The organism is Vibrio sp. V01_P9A10T6, assembly GCF_963877065.1.
Lineage (GTDB): Bacteria > Pseudomonadota > Gammaproteobacteria > Enterobacterales > Vibrionaceae > Vibrio > Vibrio anguillarum.
The window spans coordinates 1-21658 of sequence record NZ_CAWNTB010000174.1 but is presented as its reverse complement, the minus strand read 5'-3'; the positions used below and the strand labels follow the sequence as shown (position 1 = coordinate 21658).

Sequence of the window (21658 nt, the reverse complement as noted above, 5' to 3'; positions counted from 1 at the left end):
AAGAGTTAATCACACCGTTTGAAATAATCGAATTAATGAATATACCTTCGTTACCTGTTGCAGAAGAAACCGTGCGCGCAGGTGGGTATTGCGCTTCGTATGTTCGAATGGCCCAGTTTTTTTGGTATAAGTTCATTGGTGGAACGGGTTCGAGTAAATCCATGTTAGCGTTATAAAAAGAATCAAGTGTTCCGACATCTCGCCAGTAACAATCTTTAGCGACTCGCCCCCGGTCACCGCAAAACTCATACGCATAAGCAGCATGGCTTTCAATCAATTTGGGAATGATGTCATTGCCAAAATCGTGACTCGAGTTTTCCAGTTCAGCATCATTAATCAAAGCACTTTTTAATACTTCCATATCAAAAATGTAGATCCCCATAGAAACTAAGCTGCGATGCGGATTATTGGGCATGGAGGGTGGGTCACTTGGTTTTTCGATGAATGAGGTGATCTTGAAGTCATTATCCACATTCATCACGCCAAAGGCAGAAGCTTGTTCTCTTGGGACATCCATGCAGGCGATAGTCAGTGCAGCATTTTTTTGCTTATGAGCTTCGAGCATAGAGGCATAGTCCATCCGGTAGATATGATCACCAGATAAAACAACGACGTGTTTGGCATCACTGCGTGAAAGTAGCCACATATTGTGATAGATAGCGTCCGCCGTTCCTTCGTACCATTTTCCGCCTTTTCTCATCTGCGGGGGGATCACAGAGATGAATTCGCCGAGTTCTGGATTGAAAATAGACCAGCCATCACGTAAATGTTTTTGTAACGAATGAGATTTATATTGAGTCAGGACCAAAATCTTTCGCAGCCCTGAGTGTAGGCAGTTGGTGAGTGTAAAATCAATGATTCGATATTTTCCACCAAAGGGTACAGCCGGTTTTGCTCTGTCATCAGTTAGCGGAGATAGCCGCGAACCGACGCCACCTGCTAACACAACGGTTAGTGTTTCTTGCATCTTATTTCTCCCTAAATATGTGCAATCTATTTACCATATTAGAGAGTAGTACAAGTTTTAAGCCAAAAGTAAAAATGATAGCGAACAATACGTTACAAACTAAGTTTGCGATAATTGCACAAAAATAAACCCGTTTTATTTCTCGATGCACTTAAATGGTGCTAATTGTTAAGCAAATTCTTCCATCTCGACACTGGTCAATACCGAGACAAGATTACGCCCCGAAGCTTTTGACTCATACAATGCAATATCGGCCCGTTTATACACTTCTTCAGGTTTTTCTGTAATGTCAGTGATGCCACCGCTGATCGACACTTCTAAACGATGATTTAAGTGAACGGCTACTCGTAAACGGTGCATGACCAACTCAGCTTCTGCCAGTGGTGTATGAGGCATAATGATGGCAAACTCTTCGCCTCCGATGCGAGCTAAAAAGTCCGTTTCTCTTAGGTGCTCACTTAATTGTGTTGCGACAGAACGAATGATCTTATCGCCTTCTGCGTGGCCTAATTTATCATTAATGCGTTTAAAATGGTCGATATCAATAATCGCTAAGCACGACTGCACTTGAGCTTGGTAACGTTTTACGCGTAAGCATTCGGAGCGCATTTCTTGATCAAATTTCCTGCGGTTCCAAATGTTGGTGAGCGCATCTTTCTCGCTGAGCTCACGCAGGCGATTTTCTAGCTCTTTGCGATGACTAATATCAACAAAGGAGGCCACATAAAACTGAATAATTCCGTCTGAATCACGGATGGTTTGAATACGTAAGATCTCGGTTTGCATTGAGCCATCTTTACGCTTATTAATGACTTCACCTTCCCATAACCCTTCGTCTTGCAGCACTTTCCACATATTCATGTAAAAAGCTTGATTGTGCTTACCGGAGGAAAAAACGGAAGGTTGTTTACCTCTTACCTCGGCTAAGGTGTAGCCGCTGATCCGGGTAAACTCATTGTTTACTTTGATAATGCGGTTATTACGATCGGTAATCACCATAGCGGACATACCATTCATCGCCGCCCTAGCCAGTTTGCTCTCGATACTGTTTTTATCGTGGTTTGCGTTCCAACGAATAAAACCGGCGGCAATCGTCATTACTAATAGCGCGATGCCAACTGCTTGAAAGCCAATTTTTAGCTCTGTGGCAGAAAGCAATTTATTGAGCGCATCACCATTTAATGACTGAATTAGGTAAATTGGCTCCATTTCTGGGAATATGGATTGCAAAGGAACTTGAGTAAAACTATACCAGCAGTTGTTATCCCATACCGTGCCAGAAGCTTGCTCTTGCATACTTTTCCATAGTATAGGGGCGACACTGTTAATATTCAGCATGTGGTATTTCGACGGGTTTTCTTGCTGAGATAAGATCTCATTTTCATGATGAATATACTGACCCTTGAAACTGATGATGTCTGGGCGACTCAGTGAATTTAACCTCTGGTTAAATTTTTTGTACAACTGGGTTAAATTAAGATTTGCTACAAAATAGCCTTGCCTTTTTCCATCAAAATCTATTGGTGCAATAATCCTAAATACTGCGGTTATCTGGGAAGTAGCACCATAATTTTCTTCTTCTCTTTCACTATCAACACCGAAGATCCCAATTTGGTTTGGGGAAAGGTTTTGCGCATACTGAAAATAGTCTCGGTGCAATTTGTTTTTTAGTTGTGATCTTGGTACTACTTCTGTTGATCCATTACTCTGATTCACGCGAATTAATTCGTTACCCGCTATATCAAAAAGCCTGAGCCGAGAATAAAGGGTTTGAATACGAGCTGCTAATAACCAAAACGCCTGTACCGCTTCGATATTTTCGGTGGAGGGAAGACGTAATGCGCTGTACAACATGGTGTTGTTTGACAATATTTGAGTGGAATTGTAAACGTCATTAAACGCAGTAAGCAGTTCGTGCTTATTGTATTCGAGTTGAGAATGGCTTTTTTGTTCGATCATTTGCACAGTTTGTTCGTGAGCTTTGTCGAATTCTTTGACGAAATAAAGAAAGGGCACAACCCCAAGCACGACACTAACAAATAGCCATTGAGCTAAGTATTTATAGAAAGAGCGAAACATAGCGGCACATATAAGTTATTGAGTGCATAGTATATCGCTGATATATGAGAAGTCGCTTCCAAATATCTGATATCGTGGAGTACATCAAATTTGTGGGGTAATTCTGTTGATACAAAGAGTAAAAAGAAGCGCACAAGTAGCGAAGAAGCATCATGCGCTTAAGCCTGAAGGCCGTTTTACGTTTTAGAACTGAAAACGAACATTCATGACGATCTGTGGGCCGTAAACGCCGTTGTTTTTGGTTTCAGCTCCTAACGATAATTGTTCGGTAGAGTGAAAACGTAATCCAGCGCAAAATACCGAGTGTTCATCGTTCTTACCCAGTTTAATATTGGCTTCAATTTGGCTCGATAACCAGATCCGGCTGCCAATATTAAACTCCAACTGGGTTTCGCTTTTGCCACCCTGTTCATCGGTAGGTCTAATGTGGTGAACAAGCATTTGTCCGTAGACATCAGCAAATTGGTTTATTGGACCGTTAAAGCCAATTCCGCCAGCGGCATCCCAATCTCCGTCAAATCTCGAATCGTAACGAGCGACCAGGTGTGTGTTATCGGTTAAATAAGTACTAAATTCTGCACCTGAGGATTCAGGGCTGATAGCGGTTCTGACTTCAAAGAAGTTATAATTAAAATTGTTAGCTTGCGCAGAGAAAGAAAGAACGCATGACAAACCGACTAGGCCTAGTGAGTACGCTTTTTTATACATGTACGCTTCGTCCTGAAAAGATGAAAATTAAGCTGAATAAGATACAGCAATGGCCTGCAAATTACAGGCCATTTTCACAAAAAAATCCATCTTATTTTTTATGTTTTACCATCAAGAGAGCAATAAACAGTAATGATTATAGAACTTGGATCTGATCCACTTCGATTTCAGGTGTCAGTCCTCCTTCATATTCGCCATAAAGACGAACCTTAGTCTCGGCATTGAGTGGCGCTGTGAAGTGGATGTCATCATCCAGTTCTACTTGAATCTCACCGTTGCCATCACTGAATACGAATGTGTCTTTTCTGATTTGACGAATCAACTTTCCTTCAACCACAACATGCTTTTCTGTAAACATATTGGTGTCTTTTAGCAACGATTCCACAGACGTAAGTTCGATAGGACCATTGTAATTGATGGTATTACTGTTTTGGTTATGGTTACCTGCAAAAGCGAAAACAGGAGCAACAATCATCGAAGCTGCTAGGGCTAGTGTTGTACGTTTCATTTTTAATTCCTCTATGGGTTTGTTGTTTTGATGAAGCGATTTAAACACTAAGATGTTGAACACACTCTGAGCGGAACATTAATATTCCATTCATTTTATTGAGTGAGTAGCAGCTGTGACGGTATGATTACCAGCAAACGCCTATCGTAGAGTTAATATGGAATCAACATTAAGGTCATTGATGGTGCAGGGCACCACTTCCGACGCTGGAAAAAGTGTACTAGTTGCAGGCTTATGCCGAGTGTTAGCACGTCGAGGAATAAAAGTAGCCCCTTTTAAGCCGCAAAACATGGCGCTCAATAGTGCGGTGACGGCCGATGGTGGCGAAATCGGGAGAGCGCAAGCTGTTCAGGCTCAAGCGTGTGGCGTTGAGCCATCGGTACACATGAACCCTGTATTACTCAAGCCAAATTCAGACATGGGTGCGCAGGTTATCCTACAAGGCAGAGCGCTCTCTAATATGGAAGCAACGGGTTATCACGATTATAAGAAAGTCGCGATGAATACTGTGCTTGATTCCTACGCTCGGTTACAAGCCGAGTATCAAAGTGTCATGATTGAAGGGGCGGGAAGCCCGGCTGAAATCAACCTACGCGAAAATGACATTGCTAACATGGGGTTTGCTGAAGCGGCCGATGTACCTGTGATTATCATTGCCGATATTGATAAAGGCGGTGTATTTGCTCATCTGTATGGCACGTTAGCACTGCTTTCTGAATCGGAACAGCTGCGTGTAAAAGGGTTTGTGATTAACCGCTTTCGAGGTGATATCGCGTTACTGCAATCTGGCCTTGATTGGTTAGAAGCAAAAACGGGTAAACCCGTCATTGGTGTGCTGCCTTATTTACATGGCTTTGATTTAGAAGCTGAAGATGCGATCACTCAAGCGCAAACCCTCAGCAGCAACAGTAAATTGAATATTGTGGTGCCAGTATTAACTCGCATTAGTAACCATACTGATTTTGATGCGTTGCGTTTAAATCCTGATGTTGACTTACGTTATGTGGGAAATGGTGAACGGATCGAAAATGCGGATCTGATTCTGCTTCCGGGCAGTAAATCTGTAAGGGACGATCTTGCGTATCTTCGCTCGCAAGGTTGGGATCAGGATATCAAACGTCACTTGCGTTTCGGAGGCAAAGTGATGGGCATTTGTGGTGGTTACCAAATGTTAGGTCGGGTAATTCGCGATCCACTCGGCGTTGAAGGTGAAGCGGGCGAAAGTGAAGGACTGGGGTTGTTGAACGTCAGTACAGAACTCACCGCTGAAAAAACGCTCAGGAATGTTCAAGGCGAGCTTATTTTACCGCAAGGTAAAGCGAAGGTCTCAGGCTACGAGATCCACGTTGGACGCACAACGCTCGATGATGCATCATCCTCAGCAATCATCACGTTAGACAATGGCAACCGTGACGGTTTATTAAGTGATTGCCAGCAAGTGTTGGGGACTTACATGCACGGAATTTTTGATAGTTTTCCTGCAACTGAGCTTATCTGTCGCTGGGCTGGTGCCACTGATATAAGTTATTACGATCATGTGGCGCAAAAAGAACAAGCCATTAACCGCATTGCGGATGCGATTGAAGAGCATTTGAACTTGGCCTTATTATGGCCAGAATTAACGGAGCGTTAACATGAGAAAAATACTGCTCTCTATCGTCGCCATGCTGTGCTGTACGGCGGTTTATGCACAAGAGAAAATCACTGTTTATGCAGCGTCATCCATGACGAATGCGGTTAATGAATTGATTGCGGCTTACCAGCCGAAACAACCGTTAGATATTGTGCCCGTTTATGCGGGTTCATCCGCGCTTGCTCGTCAAATTGAGCAAGGTGCACCAGCGGATATTTTCATTTCAGCCAATGATAACTGGGTTACTCACTTGCTTAACAAGAACATTGTGACGAGCGATAAGGTCACATTGTTGGCTGGAAATCAGCTGGTGCTTATCGCCCCTCAATCGTCGAAACTCAATTCGCTGGTGGTAAATGATGTTGCGGCATGGCTTGACGCCTTAAACGGTTCACGTTTAGCGATAGGTAACACAATGGCGGTGCCTGTGGGAATGTATGCCAAAGAGGCACTAGAAAAGTTAAAAGTGTGGTCGTCGCTCGCCCCTATGCTGGCTCAAACCAATAACGTACGTTTAGCGCTTGCGCTAGTGGAACGTCAAGAAGCCGCACTTGGTATTGTATATAAGACGGATGCATTGATGAGCAATAAGGTCAAAGTGGTACACGAATTTGATTCAAGCCTACACAGCGCCATCCATTATCCTTTAGTGCAGCTAACTGAGCGTGATACGGTGAATCAATTCATGCTTTTTTTACGCAGCGATCAAGCAAAAAGTATCTTACAGAACTACGGTTTTAGCGTGATAACAGGAACGGATTCCTTTGCTTTCTGAATATGAATGGGTTGCACTGCAACTGAGCTTAAAAGTCGCGATTTATACCGTGCTTTGGCTTTTACCGCTGGGAATGTTTTTTGCGTGGCTACTCGCCAGAAAGCAGTTTTGGGGTAAAAGTATATTGGATAGCCTAGTGCATTTGCCGCTCGTTTTACCGCCAGTGGTCGTGGGGTATCTTCTGTTGATCACCATGGGTAAACAAGGCGTAATTGGGCAGTGGCTTGATAATATGTTTGGCTTGCGTTTCAGCTTCAGTTGGCGTGGAGCCGTGTTGGCGTGTGTCATCATCGCACTGCCCTTGATGGTTCGTGCGATTCGTTTAAGCCTTGAAAGCGTCGATCCTAAGTTAGAGCAAGCGGCTCGAACCTTAGGCGCTTCACCACTCAAAGTTTTTTTGACCATTACATTACCCTTAACGATACCCGGGCTGATCACTGGCGCGATGCTCTCTTTTGCTCGCAGCCTAGGTGAGTTTGGAGCCACCATTAGCTTTGTGTCCAATATTCCCGGTGAAACACAAACGCTTCCTCTTGCGATGTATAACTTTTTAGAAACGCCAGGAGCCGAAATGGAAGCGATGCGTTTGTGTATTATCTCCATCGCGATTGCTTTGGCTTCGTTATTCATTTCTGAAGTGATTAGCCGCCGAATGACTCGGCGCTTAGGGACTCAATGATGAGTGGGTTAAAGATTCAATTTGAAAAACAGTTAGGTGATATCAAGCTTAATGCGGATTTGGTTTTACCAAGCCGTGGTATTTGTGCTGTTTTCGGGCGTTCAGGGGCGGGTAAAACCTCCTTCATCAATATTATTAGTGGATTGGTGAAGCCTGAACTTGGTGAAATCGAGATCAATGGCCGCATCCTATTTAGTCAACGAAAAAAGATTAACTTGCCTGTTGAAAAGCGCAATGTTGGTTACGTTTTTCAAGATGCTCGATTGTTTCCACATTACACCGTTCATGGCAATTTAAACTATGGTGTCAAAAAAAAGGATGCCGACCACTTCGCCGCTATCGTAAAATTATTGGCTTTAGCGCCATTACTTACACGTTATCCGCATGATTTATCGGGTGGGGAGAAACAGCGAGTAGCGATTGGCCGAGCCTTACTATCCAAACCCGATATTTTATTGATGGATGAGCCGTTGGCATCACTCGATATGCCGCGCAAACGTGAAGTGATGCCTTTTTTGGAAGAACTGGCTCATAGCGTGCACATTCCAATTCTCTATGTGACGCACAGCATGAATGAAATTTTGCGTCTGGCTAATCATTTAGTTGTGTTAGAGCAGGGCGCTGTGCTGATAAGCGGTGAGCTAGAGCAAGTGTGGTCTTCAAATTATATGCGACCTTGGCAATCATTTGCCGACCAAAGCAGTCTGTTTTCTGCCCACATCTGCCAGCACAACAAAGATTATGCGCTCACACAGGTCTCGCTTGCAGATGATGTCAAACTTTGGGTGCAATATGTGGAAGGCGAGGTAGGCTCTGCACTGCGATTACAGATCCGTGCGAATGATGTTTCGGTGGCGCTTGATAAGCCAAATCAGACGTCAATTCGTAATATTCTGCCTGCGCAGATTTGCCAGCTTGAAAAGCAGCCTCAAGGTACTGATAAACAGAGTGTGGGGATAAAACTCAAGTTAGGCGAAGGGTGTTACCTGTGGGCTACGGTAACCAAATGGGCGGCCGATGAGCTGCAATTGGATGTTGGCGATTCGCTGTATGTGCAAATTAAAGGCGTGAGCGTGTCGCAGCGTGATATCGTCTTAACGCATTAATGTTTTTCATTATTAATGTATTGATTCAATAACCTAAGCCTCTCTTATCTCGAGTTCAGGTTCAATAGAAAAAGCCGTCATATAAAATTGACGGCTTTATGCTCAATGGTGTGCGTTTTATTTTGCAAACACGTCTTTAAAGTCGCGTTTTAGAATCGGGTCGCGGCGTGCTTTTTTGATCTGTTTAACCATATCTTTCACACAGTTATGCAGCACTTGATCAAGAAGCTCTGCTCGGTACTCTTCTTTATCTTGGTCTGTCATCTCTTTCGGTAAATTCAATGTTGGGAACTCCTCCATGACATTGACACCGGCAAAAGCTTGGCTAACAGAGATCAACGCATGAAACTGTTCAAAATTATCCAACACATTTTGCGCACTGGCTGGTAGAGAGTTCCAAGACTCGCGTACCGCTTCTTCAGAGACTTCATGTATAGACACGACCATGTAGTACATCTCTTGTGGCACTTGATCAAATTCAATTACTTGGCGCAATTCTGGCGAGATGGCGTCTAAGTCCACTACAGGTTGTTCGGTTTGCTTTACTTCAGACATGAAGATATCTCTTTAGGGGAAAAGCTACATGCTAAAAATTTATAGCGAAAAGTCAATATTGTGCGCAAAATTAAACAAAGAAAGTGAATAAATCTATGTTATACGTAAGCATATGATTGAAATTTAAAGGGGTTACAGATGGTAAGTTCGGGCTCTTCTATGAGGATCTTACTGGTCGATGACGTACAACTGGATCGAATGCAACTCACCATTCGTCTTAAGCAGCTCGGTCATCACGTGGAGGCGGTTGCCAGTGGACAAGCGGCATTGGATAGCTATTGCCAATTTGATCCAGAACTGATTCTGATGGATATTTCGATGCCCGGCATGAATGGTTTTGAATTATCGAAAAAAATACGTCAGCAATACCATGAATGGGTGCCGATTATCTTTTTAAGTGGGCATGATGAACCGTCGATGATCGCGCAAGCGATAGAGGCAGGCGGTGATGATTACTTAACCAAGCCAGTCGATAAACTGGTACTCAACTCCAAATTATTAGCCATGCAGCGTATTGCAAGTATGCGTCGAGAGCTTAAACGCGCAACGGTTAAACTTGAAGAGCTAAATCGTGTTTTGCAGCAGCAAGCAAATGAAGATGGCTTAACACAAGTCTTTAATCGTCGATTTATAGATGACAAACTTAAAGAGATGATCAGTTGGCATGGGCGGCACAAATTTCCAATGAGCCTCATTTTAATCGATGTGGACTATTTCAAACGGTTTAACGATAACTACGGCCATATAGAAGGAGATAACTGCTTGATTACCATTGCGCAAACGGTGAATCAGTTATTTGTGCGCACTGGTGAGTATGTAGGGCGATATGGCGGTGAAGAGTTTTTAGTGCTGCTGGGCAATGCCAATTATGAACAAGCACTGATCGCCGCTGAGCGAATCCAACAATCAATGATCAAGGCACACTATCCTCATCAATACAGCGAAATTGCTGATCATGTCACCTTATCTCAAGGTGTCATCTCGTTAACGCCGAATGGTACTGAGTCTATCGCTAATATTTACAATCTGGCCGACGAAGCCTTGTACCAAGCAAAGCATCAAGGTAGAAATTGCTTTATTTCTTACGATGTTACCAATGCAGTATTAAGCTAATACATACACTTCACTCGCTCTTTTTTGTTAGCACTTAAGCAATATGGTCTACACTAGTACTAACGCTTTGGATTAGAAGTCAGGATGCATATATCAACTTTTTTGGCTTATGGGTGCACTTTATGGACAGATTGCAGTATTTTTCACCAGAGAGGGTGGCGGATATGGTTGGTGAAGAGAATGTGAATGAGATGCTGTGCAGCTATCGAAAAAGCCTGTTGGAAGCTTTGAACAAACTTAGCAGTGCGCTTTGTTGCAACCAAGTTGAGGTGATTCACCACATTTCACACACCATGAAATCGTCATCTCGGTTTGTCGGAGCGGATGTATTAGCATCTGAATTCCAGAAACTTGAAGCCGCAACTGATAATCTAACCAATGTTACTCAAGGCACCGAGTTTTCAATCAGTTCGATCAATGATCAAAGTAAGCTGTTGTTGGACGAAATCAACCAATATATGAATAAATAAAACGATGAAGCTAAGTGAGAATCAAATGGAAAAAGTACATTTGAAAGTCATGTGCATAGATGATGATGTTTTTATGCTTAAAGCCATTGCTCGTTTGATCAGGCGTATTCGTCCAGAATGGGAAATTATACTCGTTTCAGAGCCACTAGATTGGTTGTCAGAATGGAATAAGCATAATTGCCAACCGCCAGCCATTATCATTTCAGATTTACTCATGCCGCATAAATGTGGCGATGAGCTTTTAAAAGAGGTAAAGCAGTCTTACCCGCAAGTAGTGAGAGCTCTTTTAACTGGAAATACGCAGGAGAATTTGCCTCAAAAAGCGCATGCGTATTCCCACTTCGTACTGCCTAAGCCATTCACACAAGAGGACTTTGAACGCTTATTTGAATGCACCGAACGTCTTTATCAAATGCCGTTTAACAGTGAGTGTCGAACTAAACTCGGAAGCTTGAAAGATCTTCCGGTGTTACCCAATTCGATACATCGTTTACAACAAACTATCGCCTCTCCTACTTGTGATCTTCAATCGATCGCAGACACCATTAGCCATGAGCCTGTATTAGTCGCACGAGTGTTTCAAATTGCCAATTCTTCTTACTTAGGTTTTCGTCGAACTACAGATTCACTATCGGAAGCTGTTGGACGTTTAGGCGCGACTTTAGTGGAGAGCATCGCCATATCGTTATTGAGCCATCACGCTAACAGCTTAGTTTCAAAAAAGGCCCACCAAGATATTTCAGAACAGGCGCTGAGGGTGAGCTATATATCCCGTTTACTGGCTAAAAACTTGGGGTACTCCTTACAAGATAAAGATCGGGTGTTTGTCTCAAGCTTGCTTACCGCAATCGGAAAATTGATTTTGATGGAGGAAGGCGCTGATATCCATAATGTTGATTCTTTCTTGGAGCTTCAACAAGAATATGCTGATTACTACATAGTAACGGCATATATGCTGATGATATGGGGATACGGTTCAGAGATTGGAGATATCGTTCTTAATCAAAGTAAGAGTGATTTTTTTTCAGATGACAAATCTGTTGTACTTGGCAGTATTGTGGGGCTTGCAAATCGTATAGAAGCATGTAAGGAAAATGAGAGCTACCAAACACTGATTGACGGTGTACCAAGTTCCATTGCAAGCGTATTAGTTGAGCTAAAACCCATATTTATTGAGTAATTATATAATTACTTTTTTTGGTTAGAGGGAGCGAGCATGGCAATTAAAATTACAATAGCAGACGATTCAAAGATGTCGAGAAAAGCGGTAATGAGGGCGATTCCTGAAGAGTGGGATGTAGAAATCAACGAAGCCCAAAATGGCAAAGAAGCCCTAGTCAATTACCAAAATGGGTGCGCTGAAGTGATGTTTTTAGATTTGACGATGCCAGAAATGGATGGCTTCCAAGTCCTTGAATATTTGCATAGCATTGATGCTAAAAGTATTGTCATTGTCATTAGTGCCGATATTCAACCTTTTGCTCAGCAGCGCGTAAGAGAACTCGGTGCAGTCACCTTTTTGCAAAAACCACTTGACCCAGCACAGCTAAAACAAACATTGCACGAGGTAGGACTATTATGACAATGGCACTTTCAGAAGACCATAAAGACGCCCTGCAAGAATTTATGAATATCTCAATGGGCAGAGCAGCAAATAAACTTGCTACCTTGCTTAATTTGCACGTCACTATATCTGTACCCAGTATTGGAGTGGCAACGGATGAGGATTTAGCGCAACTGCAATCTTATGAAACCGATTATTACTACACTCGGCAGTCTTTTTTTGGTGGCATGGATGGTGAGTTAGTGACCTTAATGAGCAGAAAAGGCTGTGAACAGATAGTGAGCGATCTAAAACAATCAACAGGTGATGCTCAAGATGTCGTGAGCCTAGAAGAGAGCATTTTAGATATCTCGAATATTTTATCTGGTGCAAGTCTAAAGGGTCTATGTCAGCAAATAGACATAAAAACTAAAATTCAGTCTCCAGTGCTGTTTTATCCGTCAACACAGCCGCTCCCCATTTCTCAGTGGAAGCTATCTTTAATTATGGAAATCTCTTTTTTAGTCGAAAAAGCGTCATTCTCTGCTAAAACCATCATCTGTTTTGCAGACAACGAATTGGATAAGGTACTCATTCACCTCGATGAGTTGATGTAGGAGTTTGGAATGGGAAAAAGCCGCTTACTGCTTTCTGATCTGCTGGATCAACTCTCTTTTGCGTTGTGCATAGTACGGCAGGATTACATTATCGTGAAAGCGAATGACTATTTCCAATCCCGAGTCATTTTTGATGGTGATGTGATGCAAGGAAAGAACATACTTGAACTATTTCCCCATTCCGCAGACTACCTTAAACGAAAAATTGATACGGCATTGGTGATTGAAACTTCAAGCTTTAGTAGCTGGGAGCAAAAGCCTCATCTACTGCCCTTTAAAAGCTCCCGCCCTGTATCGGGCGAAGAAGATCAGATGTATCAAGATTTGGAGATCATCCCTATTCATAGTGAAGATGGGACCATCGAGCATGTTTGTATATGTGTCTATGATGTAACGATACAAGCTAGCCAGCAGCAGGAACTTAAACGCATTTCTTATCAATTAGAGCAAGAACATCAAGCGCAAAAAGTGTTGATTAAAAAACTCGAAGATGCTCAAGGACAACTACTGCAATCAGAGAAAATGGCCTCTATTGGGCAGCTTTCGGCAGGCATTGCTCATGAGATCAATAATCCAGTGGGTTTTATCACATCCAATATTCAAACACTTAGTGACTATTTTCAAACGCTAGCCGCCGTTTTAGAAGGGATAAAACAACAGGTTTCACAAGCAAATAATACCGTTTTAGCGGCAAAGTGTGAGTCATTACTACAAGAGAAACAGATTGATTTTATTTTAGAAGATACGGCTGATTTGATTTCAGAATCACTAGAAGGTTCATCTCGAGTAATGGCCATTGTGAAAAATTTAAAAGAGTTTTCACACGTTGATGGTTCTGAATGGAGCTACGCAAATTTGGAAAACTGTATCGAATCAACGCTGAAAATCATCAATAACGAAATCAAATACAACATTACTTTAGAGAAAATATATCAAGAAAACGTGCCTGAAGTGTATTGCCAGCCAATGCAGATTAACCAAGTCCTTCTTAATATTCTTGTCAATGCAAGTCAGGCGATTGTCGGAGAAGGCACCATCACCATCTCATTAGCCAAGTTAAATGAGAAACAGGTTGAAATTCGCATTAAAGATACGGGAAGCGGTATTCCTGATGCGATTAAAGATCGCATCTTTGAACCCTTCTTTACCACCAAAGCGGTTGGGTCCGGCACAGGATTAGGTTTATCAGTTTCGTACGGGATCATCAAAGGTCATAAAGGCACCATTGCAGTTCATAGCGAAGTTAATAAAGGTACTGAATTCATCATTACGTTACCGATAGACGCAGTCGAATTGGCTACACTAGCAATAGAGTGAAAATGATCGTTATCTGATTAGGGAGTATGCATGTGAGTAAAACCCAGCAACAGGAAGAGAATAGACGCTTTCAAGAAGAACACAGCTTGGACTCAACATTTCACTACGTCGTACTTTCTTTGCTAGGAGTTATGTTTTCAAATCAATCACAAGAAGACAAGTTAGATCAGTTTATTACTCATGTTCAGCCTTTATTCCCTAATACACATATCGTGCTATTTTCTTACAATTCTGAGCAGAGGCTCAAGATACTGCGTTCTAGTTTTCCAATCACCGATGCAATGAAGTTAGGCACATACCCGGCCTTAGCCGATACGGAGTTTAGTTACTTCCCTGATTTAGCCAATGATGCGGGGAAATTCTCAGACTATCACAATGACTTTCCTGTTTGGAAAAGTGGCGTTACCTTTTCCGTCTCCTCACTGACGCGGCGCTATAGCCTGTTTCTTGCGCGAACAACGCTGAATGCTTTTGACTTAAGTGAATTAGAAAAAATCCAAGAAGGCATGTTACTGGTTGAGATGGCCTTAAAATTACTGTCGTCTATGCGGGAGAGTAGTAGTGATCTTCAACGAAATGAGCAAGATGCAAAAAGGGTTTCTTTAGGTAAATTGGCTGCCGGTGTTGCGCATGAAATCAATAATCCACTCGGCTTTGTGATGAGTAATTTCAACACGTTAAGTTCCTATCTTGCCCAAGTGAAGGCACACCCAGAGATCCAGCAGATCAACGACCGTCAGTTGGCAGAAATACTTGATGATAGCGAGTCTATCATTGTGGAAAGTTTAGAGGGGCTTTCGCGTATTAAAAACATTGTAGCGAGCTTGAATGTGTATTATCACGAGTCCAAATTATCAGTTGGAATGGTCGATTTAAGAGACGTGGTTAGCTCTGCAACTAATATGGTGTTGGGTGAAATGAAGCTGAAAGCACGCTTAAATTATGAACCTCCTCAAATACCATTTTATGTTCTAGGGCAAACCCATAAGCTCCAACAAGTACTGATTAATTTGTTAGTCAATGCGTTACAGTCATTCTCTCATACTGATGGTGAAGTCACTGTCGCCTTGTATATGGAAAACAGCTTATTAATCGAGAATAAATCGAGTGTCTGTCTATCTGTATGCGATAACGGTAAAGGCATTTGTCCGGAAGATTTAGTGTACGTTTTTGATCCTTTTTTTACCACCAAGCGTATCGGTGATGGCGCAGGACTTGGATTATCTGTTGCGAAAGAAATCATAGAAGAGCACCTCGGAAAAATTGAAATTCAGTCGACGATAGGTCAAGGAACCTGCGTCTATATTCGTTTACCGCTTTATGTTGCACCTCATCATTCGATGAAAGGATTGGGGTAATTGTATGTTTCGATATAAAGAAATTCTGCTTGTAGATGATGAGCCAGCGGTACTTAAAGCTTTAACTCGTGAATTCAAACCGCATTTTTCTGTGGTTCATTGTGCGAGTAGCGGCCTTGAGGCTCTGACTATTTTAGAGCGGCACCCTATCGAAATTGTGATTTCTGATTATCGAATGCCTAATATGGATGGGACAGAGCTGGTCGTCAATATTCGTAATAAGTATCCTCATGTTGTAACCATTATTCTCTCTGGTCAAGCTGACATCAAAGGTTTGTCTCGTGCTTTGAACGAAGGGAAATTGCATCGTTTTCTCCAAAAACCATGGGATAGAGAGGAGCTGATTGAAACCATCCGTTTGAGTTTATTGGAGCGTGAAGCATTGCTAGGTAGTGATGTGCTGACGAACTTAAAAAACCGGCGTACGTTAGATGAACAGATTATCGAATTGAAAAAACATGGTGACTCCTCATACGCTTTGGTCATGGTGAATATTGCTAATCTAGACGAAATTAACCATCAATACGGCGGAGCGCTTGGTAATCAATTTATTAAAACGCTGGCGTGGTATCTGAGTGATGGTAATACAGAGCCGGAAACCATATATCGCTACAAAGATAAGCTGTTTATGTGCATTCCATACAGCCCCAAAGGTTATCAAGTTGTGATGCGCCTATGTTCGCGACTCTCTCAGCCTGTTGAAGTCGACACACATCTTATTAAAACCAGATACACGGTTTTGCTCTGTGATGTTAAATCGTTGCATCAAGTCGATGATATATCTATTGCTGACCTTAATGAACGCTCGCGAGTGCGTTTGCATCATCAACTGCCGATTTACTGGCTCGATAATGATCCTCAATCCCGAGAGTTATTGGCGCTATTTTCCGTATTAAACGATATCGATAGACGCTATTTCTGCGCTTTTTATCAGCCGCAACTGTCGACGGTAACTGGTGATGTTTGTGGATTTGAAGCATTAGCTAGGCGCAAAACAGTTGAGAATGAGTGGCAATATCCAGCCAGCTTCTTACCCATAATTGAGCAGTATGGTTTAACTAAAGTGTTGACCGAAAAAATATTGGAAGACGTACTGATGTTCATCAAACAACATCAGAAACTAATTAAAGATCGAAATATCAGTGTTAATGTGCCTGGGAACATGTTGATAAATGGGCAATTTTACGAATTATTGACTAAGCTAACTACAAAGCTCAGTTGCGGTTTGAATAACTTGTCAATAGAGATAACGGAGCATGACTTTATTGAGGATTTTATTCAGGCGAAACAAGAACTCAGTAAACTGAAAGGGTTGGGATTGAGCTGTGCACTGGATGATTTTGGAACTGGATATGCGGGCTATGAATATCTGTGCGAAATGCCTTTCGATGTACTTAAAATTGATGGACGATTTGTTCAAGCAATTGGTAAATCAGCGTCCAATGAAGTTATTCTGAGGGCAATGATAGACAGTGCTGAATCACTTGAAATGGGAGTGATCGCCGAATGGGTTGATACTCAGGAGCAAGCGGATAAATTGAAAACCTTGGGCTGTTCCATTATCCAGGGGCATTTGGTGAGTCAGGCATTATCATCAGACGACGTGGTCAGTTATTTGTCTAGAATGGAGGAGGAACGATGGAAAATGTCGCACAAAAAATAGCGATTGGTGGTGATAGACTTAGCCTTCTGCTGCTAGATGATGAGAGCGAAATTCTAAAATCACTAACGAGGGTTTTGCGTACAGATTATGACATAGTTTCTTTTAATAGCGGAAAGGAAGCCTTGGAATATTTAGAGCAACATGAGGTCTCTATTATTATCTCTGATATGCGGATGCCAGAGATGGATGGTGCCGATTTTCTCGCAAAATCAAAAGAATTATATCCTGAGACGATTCGTATCCTGCTTACTGGATATAGTGATATTCAGTCAACCGTCAGGGCAGTAAATTCCGGCGGAATTCATACCTATATTGGCAAACCATGGGATAACGAAAACCTAAAATTGATCGTTTCAAAAGCAGCGGAGTTTTATCGTCTGACAAAAGAGCGAGAACATTTGGCTATCGAGTTAGAAAAACGCAATAGCGAGCTCGAAGTGGTGAATCTAGCCTTGGAGGACAATAATCGTAAGCTGGCTGAATTTAATCAAGATTTAGAGCAGAAGGTAAAAGAGAGAACGTTAGAGCTGCAATCATCTAATAAAAAGTTAGAACATTTATTGATAAGTCGTAACAAGACGTTTAAAGATATACTAGGTATGGTTACTGCTATCATTCAATACCGAACGGGACACCCAGCCGATCACGCAGAGCGTATTGCCAACCAAGCGAAGGTAGTAGCGCAGCGGTTAAAACTACCTGAAAGCCAAGTAAGTCATGTCTATTTGTGTGGTTTGATGCACCAAATAGGATTAATCGGTGCGAAAGATAAAGAACTTGAAAAGTTGATTGTTGATCCAGAAACCTCAATTCCTCAGAGTCCTAATGCCAATTCTGTATTAGGTGCCGAGATTTTAGGCCGAATTAAGCGCTTTGAACCACTAGTTGAGATCATTCGCCACCAAGATGAGTTGTATGACGGTACTGGTAAGCCAGGCCATTTACATGGTGAAGAAATACCTTTGTGTTCACGTATTATTAAAGTGGTTAAAGATTATGACTACTATATTGCATCACTAAATAATCCACGTCGTATGCATACCAAAAGTGCGCAGAGTTATATAAAAGAGCAGGCTGGAACCTTATATGACCCTACAGTCGTGGATGCTTTTTTAATGGTAGTAACTTCGTTAAAACACTTGGAGGATGGCCTAGAATTGTGCATTGGTTTGAGTGAAGTGAAACCGGGTATGAAAATTAAGCGTGATTTGTACTTACCCAATGGAAACTTAATGTTGACCGCTGGCAATCAAATTAACTCAGCTTTGTTGGCGAAATTAAAAGAGCTTGAAGAACAGACTAATATGCCAATCGCGGTTTACATCGGTTAACTTAAAAAGAGTGCCGCATCAGCAGCACTCAATTGAATCTTTTATTGTTTTGCAAACAGATAAGTACGGAACCCACCAATCAAGTTACGTGCTTTAAAGCCATTATTGGCCAGTTGGCGGTAGGCTACATTACCGCGCAACCCGACTTGGCAATAAATGATGATCTCTTTGTCTTTAGGCAGTTCATCCATACGTTGACGAAGTTGGTCAACCGGAATATTGATGTCGCCTTTGAGATGATTACCATTTTCACGTTCACTTGGATTACGTACATCCAAAATAATATGCGTGTCACTTAGCGAATCGATTTGATCAAAATGGATGGCTTTTGCATCGCCTTTCATTATATTTGTCGCGACAAAAGCTGCTTGGTTAATCACATCTTTCGCGCTGCCGTATGGTGGCGCGTAAGTCAGCTCTAAGTGTTGTAGTTGTTCTACTGTCATACCTGCACGTTGAGCGACAGCCATCACGTCGATACGCTTGTCGATGCCATCTTTACCAACCGCTTGTGCCCCGAAGATTTTGCCTGATTTTGGATCGAACAGCATTTTGAACGACACCACTTCAGCGCCCGGATAGTAGCTCGCATGGCTGGCTGTGTGAACGTACACTTTTTCGTAATCAACGCCGTCACGTTTTAGTTGCTTCTCATTTTTGCCTGTGGATGCCACGGCTAAGTCGAATATTTTACAGATTGCGGTTCCTTGTGTTCCTTGATAGGTTTCGTTACGACCAAGCATGTTATCAGCTGCCATGCGACCTTGGCGATTGGCAGGGCCTGCGAGTGGAACCAGCGTTTGTTTGCCTGTAACAAAATCCTTTTCTTCGATCGCATCGCCGACGGCGTAAATCGCTGGATCGCTGGTCTGCATCTGTTCGTTCACCCAAATGCCACCAAGTTCACCGAGTTGTAAGCCCGCTTCAGCAGCCAGTTTGGTTTCTGGACGCACACCAATCGCCATAATCAGGATGTCAGTGGTGAGTATTTCACCATTGCTGAGCACAAGATCCAGTTCACCTTCGATGTGTTTGTGCTCCAGAGTTTCACCCGATTCTGTGCTAGGTAACGTCGCCGCTGGTTTATATTCGACCGATTTTAAGGCAACACCTAAACGTAAATCGATGCCTTTAGCGCGAATCTCCGCATGAGCAAAGCCCGCCATTTCACTATCGACAGGTGTCATTACCTGATCAGCCATTTCGATCAGCGTGGTTTTGATACCGAGGTGATGGAACGCTTCCATCATTTCCAAACCGATAAAACCACCGCCGACGACAGTTGCATGCTCAGGTTTATTCATTTGCAGCGTCTGGATGATTTTATCCATATCTGGAATGTTGCGCAGCGAATGGGTCAGTGGGTTTTGAATCCCAGGAATCGACGGGACAATAGGACCCGCTCCAGGGGAAAGCAGCAAAAAATCATAACTTTCTTGGTACTCTGACTGATCGAGCAGATTGCGTACAGTGATGGTTTTCGCTGCACGATTAATGCGCAGCACTTCATTCATAGTGCGCACATCTACATTAAAACGCGCTAAAAAGCTTTCCGGTGTTTGTAGCAGCAAATTGCTGCGCTCTTTGATGTCACCGCCGATGTGATATGGCAAGCCACAGTTAGCAAATGAAACGAAGGGGCCCCGCTCAAACATAATGATTTCAGCTTCTTCGCTGAGTCGACGAGCACGAGCCGCTGCGGATGCACCACCCGCGACACCACCAATAATCACAATCTTAGTCATAAATTACTCCAGTAAAATTAAACAAAAGCGGCATGGTAAGGTAAGTAAATCCTCAGTGCAGGCCAAGCTTTTTCAAGAAAAAGGCCGCTGGACAAATCCCTGTGAAAGCGCTTTGAATTAAGTTCACTCCAACAAATACCGTTAGCCAAATAAAGTTTGAATGGACAAACACAGTTAAAACGATCGACAGCAGTACCATGCTGCCCGCCAATATTCTTACCCCATTTTCAATCGTCATGTTGTTACCCTCCGTTGTAAATTAAAGTCACTATAAATTTATTGATTAGCAATGTCTAATGTTAATTTATCTAATTTTGGATAAGCTAAATAAGCGTTGACTAAAGCTCATTCATTAGTATTATCTAATTAAATGCAATGCGAAGGGGGAATGATGGAGATCACATCAGTCAATGTGGAGCAAATGAAAACAAATGCGATAGAGGTTTCAGAGTTGCTTAAAACGATGGCCCATCCTGAGCGTTTGATGGTGCTTTGCCAGTTAATTAATGGTGAGGTGGGCGTTGGAGAATTGCAGCAAAGCTCGATGTTAAGTCAATCAGCCTTTTCGCAACATTTAACCGTGCTTCGTAAGCAAAATATGATCAAAGCAAGAAAGGAGTCGCAGCAAGTCTTCTATTCGCTATCGGATCCGCGGGTTGTACAGCTTATTCAAAGTTTGCAGACCGTTTTTTGTAATTAGTTCATTTGTCATAGGTTAAAAGGATAAATAATGTTGTTTTCTATTCCTTGGGAATCGTTGTTAGGTGGTGTTTTACTAGGGATATCAACTTCACTCATGTTGCTGTTTAACGGCAAAATTGCTGGGATAAGTGGGGTATTAACGGGATTGATGACGCCTAAAACGCGTGATTTTGCATGGCGTTTGTTATTTGCACTTGGCATGGTAACCGGTGGTGCTATTGCCGTTTGGTTTTTAAATGCACAAGTGCCGCAAACTTTTAACTTTAATAACGGTGTTTTGGCGCTTGCTGGCCTATTAGTTGGGGTAGGCACTCGATTAGGAAATGGTTGCACCAGTGGCCATGGTATCTGTGGTGTTGGCCGACTATCCACTCGCTCTATTGCGGCGACAGGTACCTTCATGGGCGTTGCTGCCATTACTGTGTTTGTACGCCTTCATCTTCTATAAGTGAGTCAAAATGAATCAGATGTTGTTTAGATTAACCTCGTTAGTGGCAGGTATTTTGTTTGGTGCGGGTATGGTTATCTCAGGAATGGCCAATCCAGCCAAAGTCGTAGGTTTTTTGGATGTGGCTGGTGCTTGGGATCCAAGCTTAATGTTTGTGATGGGAGGTGCATTGGCCGTTTTTATGCCGACCTATTTCATCGTTATTAAAGCAAGACAGCAGCCTATAAACGCAGAAAAATTCTGTTTAGCGACGACTCGCAGTGTTGATACCCGGCTTATCTCTGGTGCTGCGATTTTTGGGTTAGGTTGGGGATTAGTGGGCATCTGTCCAGGGCCAGCAC

Annotated in this window: 22 protein-coding genes and 2 pseudogenes; 17 read left to right on the top strand and 7 right to left on the bottom strand. The window is 42.6% G+C overall.

Annotated elements, in window-relative coordinates:
• The 4 genes from glgC to AACQ21_RS12815 all read right to left on the bottom strand — a co-directional run.
• Positions 1–967, bottom strand: a 967-nt coding sequence (gene glgC, locus AACQ21_RS12830) for a glucose-1-phosphate adenylyltransferase (RefSeq protein WP_105976317.1), incomplete at its 3' end; no start/stop codon positions are given.
• A gap of 168 nt (positions 968–1135) precedes the next feature.
• On the bottom strand, positions 1136–3046 hold the full coding sequence (locus AACQ21_RS12825) for a sensor domain-containing diguanylate cyclase (RefSeq protein ID WP_105976316.1): 1911 nt from the start codon (positions 3044–3046) through the stop codon (positions 1136–1138).
• Positions 3047–3229: 183 nt separating this feature from the next.
• Positions 3230–3754: a hypothetical protein gene (locus tag AACQ21_RS12820; protein WP_017046411.1), complete on the bottom strand. Its 525-nt coding sequence runs from the start codon at positions 3752–3754 to the stop codon at positions 3230–3232.
• A 136-nt stretch (positions 3755–3890) separates the two neighbouring features.
• Positions 3891–4262, bottom strand: coding sequence for a YgiW/YdeI family stress tolerance OB fold protein (locus AACQ21_RS12815; RefSeq protein WP_146127513.1), 372 nt, complete (start codon positions 4260–4262; stop codon positions 3891–3893).
• 157 nt (positions 4263–4419) lie between these two features.
• Between AACQ21_RS12815 and AACQ21_RS12810 the strand changes: the two genes are divergently transcribed.
• From AACQ21_RS12810 to modC, 4 genes are read left to right on the top strand one after another with little or no spacing between them, the layout of a single operon-like run.
• Positions 4420–5895: a cobyric acid synthase gene (locus AACQ21_RS12810; RefSeq protein WP_105976314.1), complete on the top strand. Its 1476-nt coding sequence runs from the start codon at positions 4420–4422 to the stop codon at positions 5893–5895.
• A 1-nt stretch (position 5896) separates the two neighbouring features.
• Positions 5897–6670: a molybdate ABC transporter substrate-binding protein gene (modA, locus tag AACQ21_RS12805; protein ID WP_094123753.1), complete on the top strand. Its 774-nt coding sequence runs from the start codon at positions 5897–5899 to the stop codon at positions 6668–6670.
• Complete coding sequence (gene modB, locus AACQ21_RS12800; RefSeq protein ID WP_017046414.1) at positions 6660–7349, top strand: molybdate ABC transporter permease subunit; 690 nt, start codon at positions 6660–6662, stop codon at positions 7347–7349. Before modA ends, modB begins: the two co-directional genes overlap by 11 nt.
• The gene (modC, locus tag AACQ21_RS12795) at positions 7349–8455 is read left to right on the top strand and encodes a molybdenum ABC transporter ATP-binding protein ModC (protein ID WP_181185511.1); all 1107 of its coding nucleotides are present in this window, start codon (positions 7349–7351) and stop codon (positions 8453–8455) included. The genes modB and modC overlap by 1 nt, the downstream gene beginning before the upstream one ends.
• Positions 8456–8572: 117 nt before the next feature.
• Here the strand turns inward: modC and AACQ21_RS12790 are convergent, their stop codons facing one another.
• Positions 8573–9010 carry a DUF3069 domain-containing protein gene (locus tag AACQ21_RS12790; RefSeq protein ID WP_017046416.1) on the bottom strand — a complete coding sequence of 146 codons (438 nt, stop codon included), beginning with the start codon at positions 9008–9010 and terminating at the stop codon, positions 8573–8575.
• A gap of 138 nt (positions 9011–9148) precedes the next feature.
• Here AACQ21_RS12790 and AACQ21_RS12785 point away from each other — a divergent pair, with 138 nt between their 5' ends.
• The 10 genes and pseudogenes from AACQ21_RS12785 (at position 9149) to AACQ21_RS12745 (ending at position 18422) form a co-directional block, all read left to right on the top strand.
• Positions 9149–10123 carry a diguanylate cyclase domain-containing protein gene (locus tag AACQ21_RS12785; RefSeq protein WP_088733409.1) on the top strand — a complete coding sequence of 325 codons (975 nt, stop codon included), beginning with the start codon at positions 9149–9151 and terminating at the stop codon, positions 10121–10123.
• Between the two features lie 164 nt (positions 10124–10287).
• Complete coding sequence (locus AACQ21_RS12780; protein ID WP_047689703.1) at positions 10288–10593, top strand: Hpt domain-containing protein; 306 nt, start codon at positions 10288–10290, stop codon at positions 10591–10593.
• A 4-nt stretch (positions 10594–10597) separates the two neighbouring features.
• Positions 10598–11773, top strand: a complete 1176-nt coding sequence (locus AACQ21_RS12775) for an HDOD domain-containing protein (RefSeq protein WP_105976312.1) — start codon at positions 10598–10600, stop codon at positions 11771–11773.
• 36 nt (positions 11774–11809) lie between these two features.
• Positions 11810–12175, top strand: a complete 366-nt coding sequence (locus tag AACQ21_RS12770) for a response regulator (protein WP_019282209.1) — start codon at positions 11810–11812, stop codon at positions 12173–12175.
• On the top strand, positions 12172–12753 hold the full coding sequence (locus AACQ21_RS12765) for a chemotaxis protein CheC (RefSeq protein ID WP_013867877.1): 582 nt from the start codon (positions 12172–12174) through the stop codon (positions 12751–12753). The genes AACQ21_RS12770 and AACQ21_RS12765 overlap by 4 nt, the downstream gene beginning before the upstream one ends.
• A gap of 9 nt (positions 12754–12762) precedes the next feature.
• Positions 12763–13405 (top strand): annotated as a pseudogene (locus AACQ21_RS17420) (PAS domain-containing protein); the annotation flags it as partial.
• A 65-nt stretch (positions 13406–13470) separates the two neighbouring features.
• A pseudogene (locus tag AACQ21_RS17415) lies at positions 13471–14070 on the top strand (sensor histidine kinase); the annotation flags it as partial.
• Positions 14071–14096: 26 nt separating this feature from the next.
• On the top strand, positions 14097–15428 hold the full coding sequence (locus AACQ21_RS12755; RefSeq protein ID WP_105976311.1) for a sensor histidine kinase: 1332 nt from the start codon (positions 14097–14099) through the stop codon (positions 15426–15428).
• A 4-nt stretch (positions 15429–15432) separates the two neighbouring features.
• Positions 15433–17091 (top strand): EAL domain-containing protein, encoded by a 1659-nt coding sequence (locus tag AACQ21_RS12750; protein ID WP_105976310.1) that lies wholly within the window; start codon positions 15433–15435, stop codon positions 17089–17091.
• On the top strand, positions 17067–18422 hold the full coding sequence (locus AACQ21_RS12745) for an HD domain-containing phosphohydrolase (protein ID WP_105976309.1): 1356 nt from the start codon (positions 17067–17069) through the stop codon (positions 18420–18422). Before AACQ21_RS12750 ends, AACQ21_RS12745 begins: the two co-directional genes overlap by 25 nt.
• 41 nt (positions 18423–18463) lie before the next feature.
• Here the strand turns inward: AACQ21_RS12745 and AACQ21_RS12740 are convergent, their stop codons facing one another.
• Complete coding sequence (locus tag AACQ21_RS12740) at positions 18464–20167, bottom strand: FAD-dependent oxidoreductase (protein WP_019280889.1); 1704 nt, start codon at positions 20165–20167, stop codon at positions 18464–18466.
• Positions 20168–20219: 52 nt separating this feature from the next.
• The gene (locus tag AACQ21_RS12735; protein WP_017042380.1) at positions 20220–20405 is read right to left on the bottom strand and encodes a YgaP family membrane protein; all 186 of its coding nucleotides are present in this window, start codon (positions 20403–20405) and stop codon (positions 20220–20222) included.
• A 132-nt stretch (positions 20406–20537) separates the two neighbouring features.
• Between AACQ21_RS12735 and AACQ21_RS12730 the strand changes: the two genes are divergently transcribed.
• The 3 genes from AACQ21_RS12730 to AACQ21_RS12720 form a co-directional block, all read left to right on the top strand.
• Entirely contained in the window at positions 20538–20867 is a 330-nt protein-coding gene (locus AACQ21_RS12730) for an ArsR/SmtB family transcription factor (protein ID WP_013867870.1), read from the top strand.
• Positions 20868–20897: 30 nt separating this feature from the next.
• The gene (locus tag AACQ21_RS12725) at positions 20898–21317 is read left to right on the top strand and encodes a YeeE/YedE family protein (protein WP_013867869.1); all 420 of its coding nucleotides are present in this window, start codon (positions 20898–20900) and stop codon (positions 21315–21317) included.
• A gap of 10 nt (positions 21318–21327) precedes the next feature.
• Positions 21328–21658 (top strand): YeeE/YedE family protein (locus tag AACQ21_RS12720; protein ID WP_105976308.1); only part of this gene is annotated, 331 nt, incomplete at its 3' end.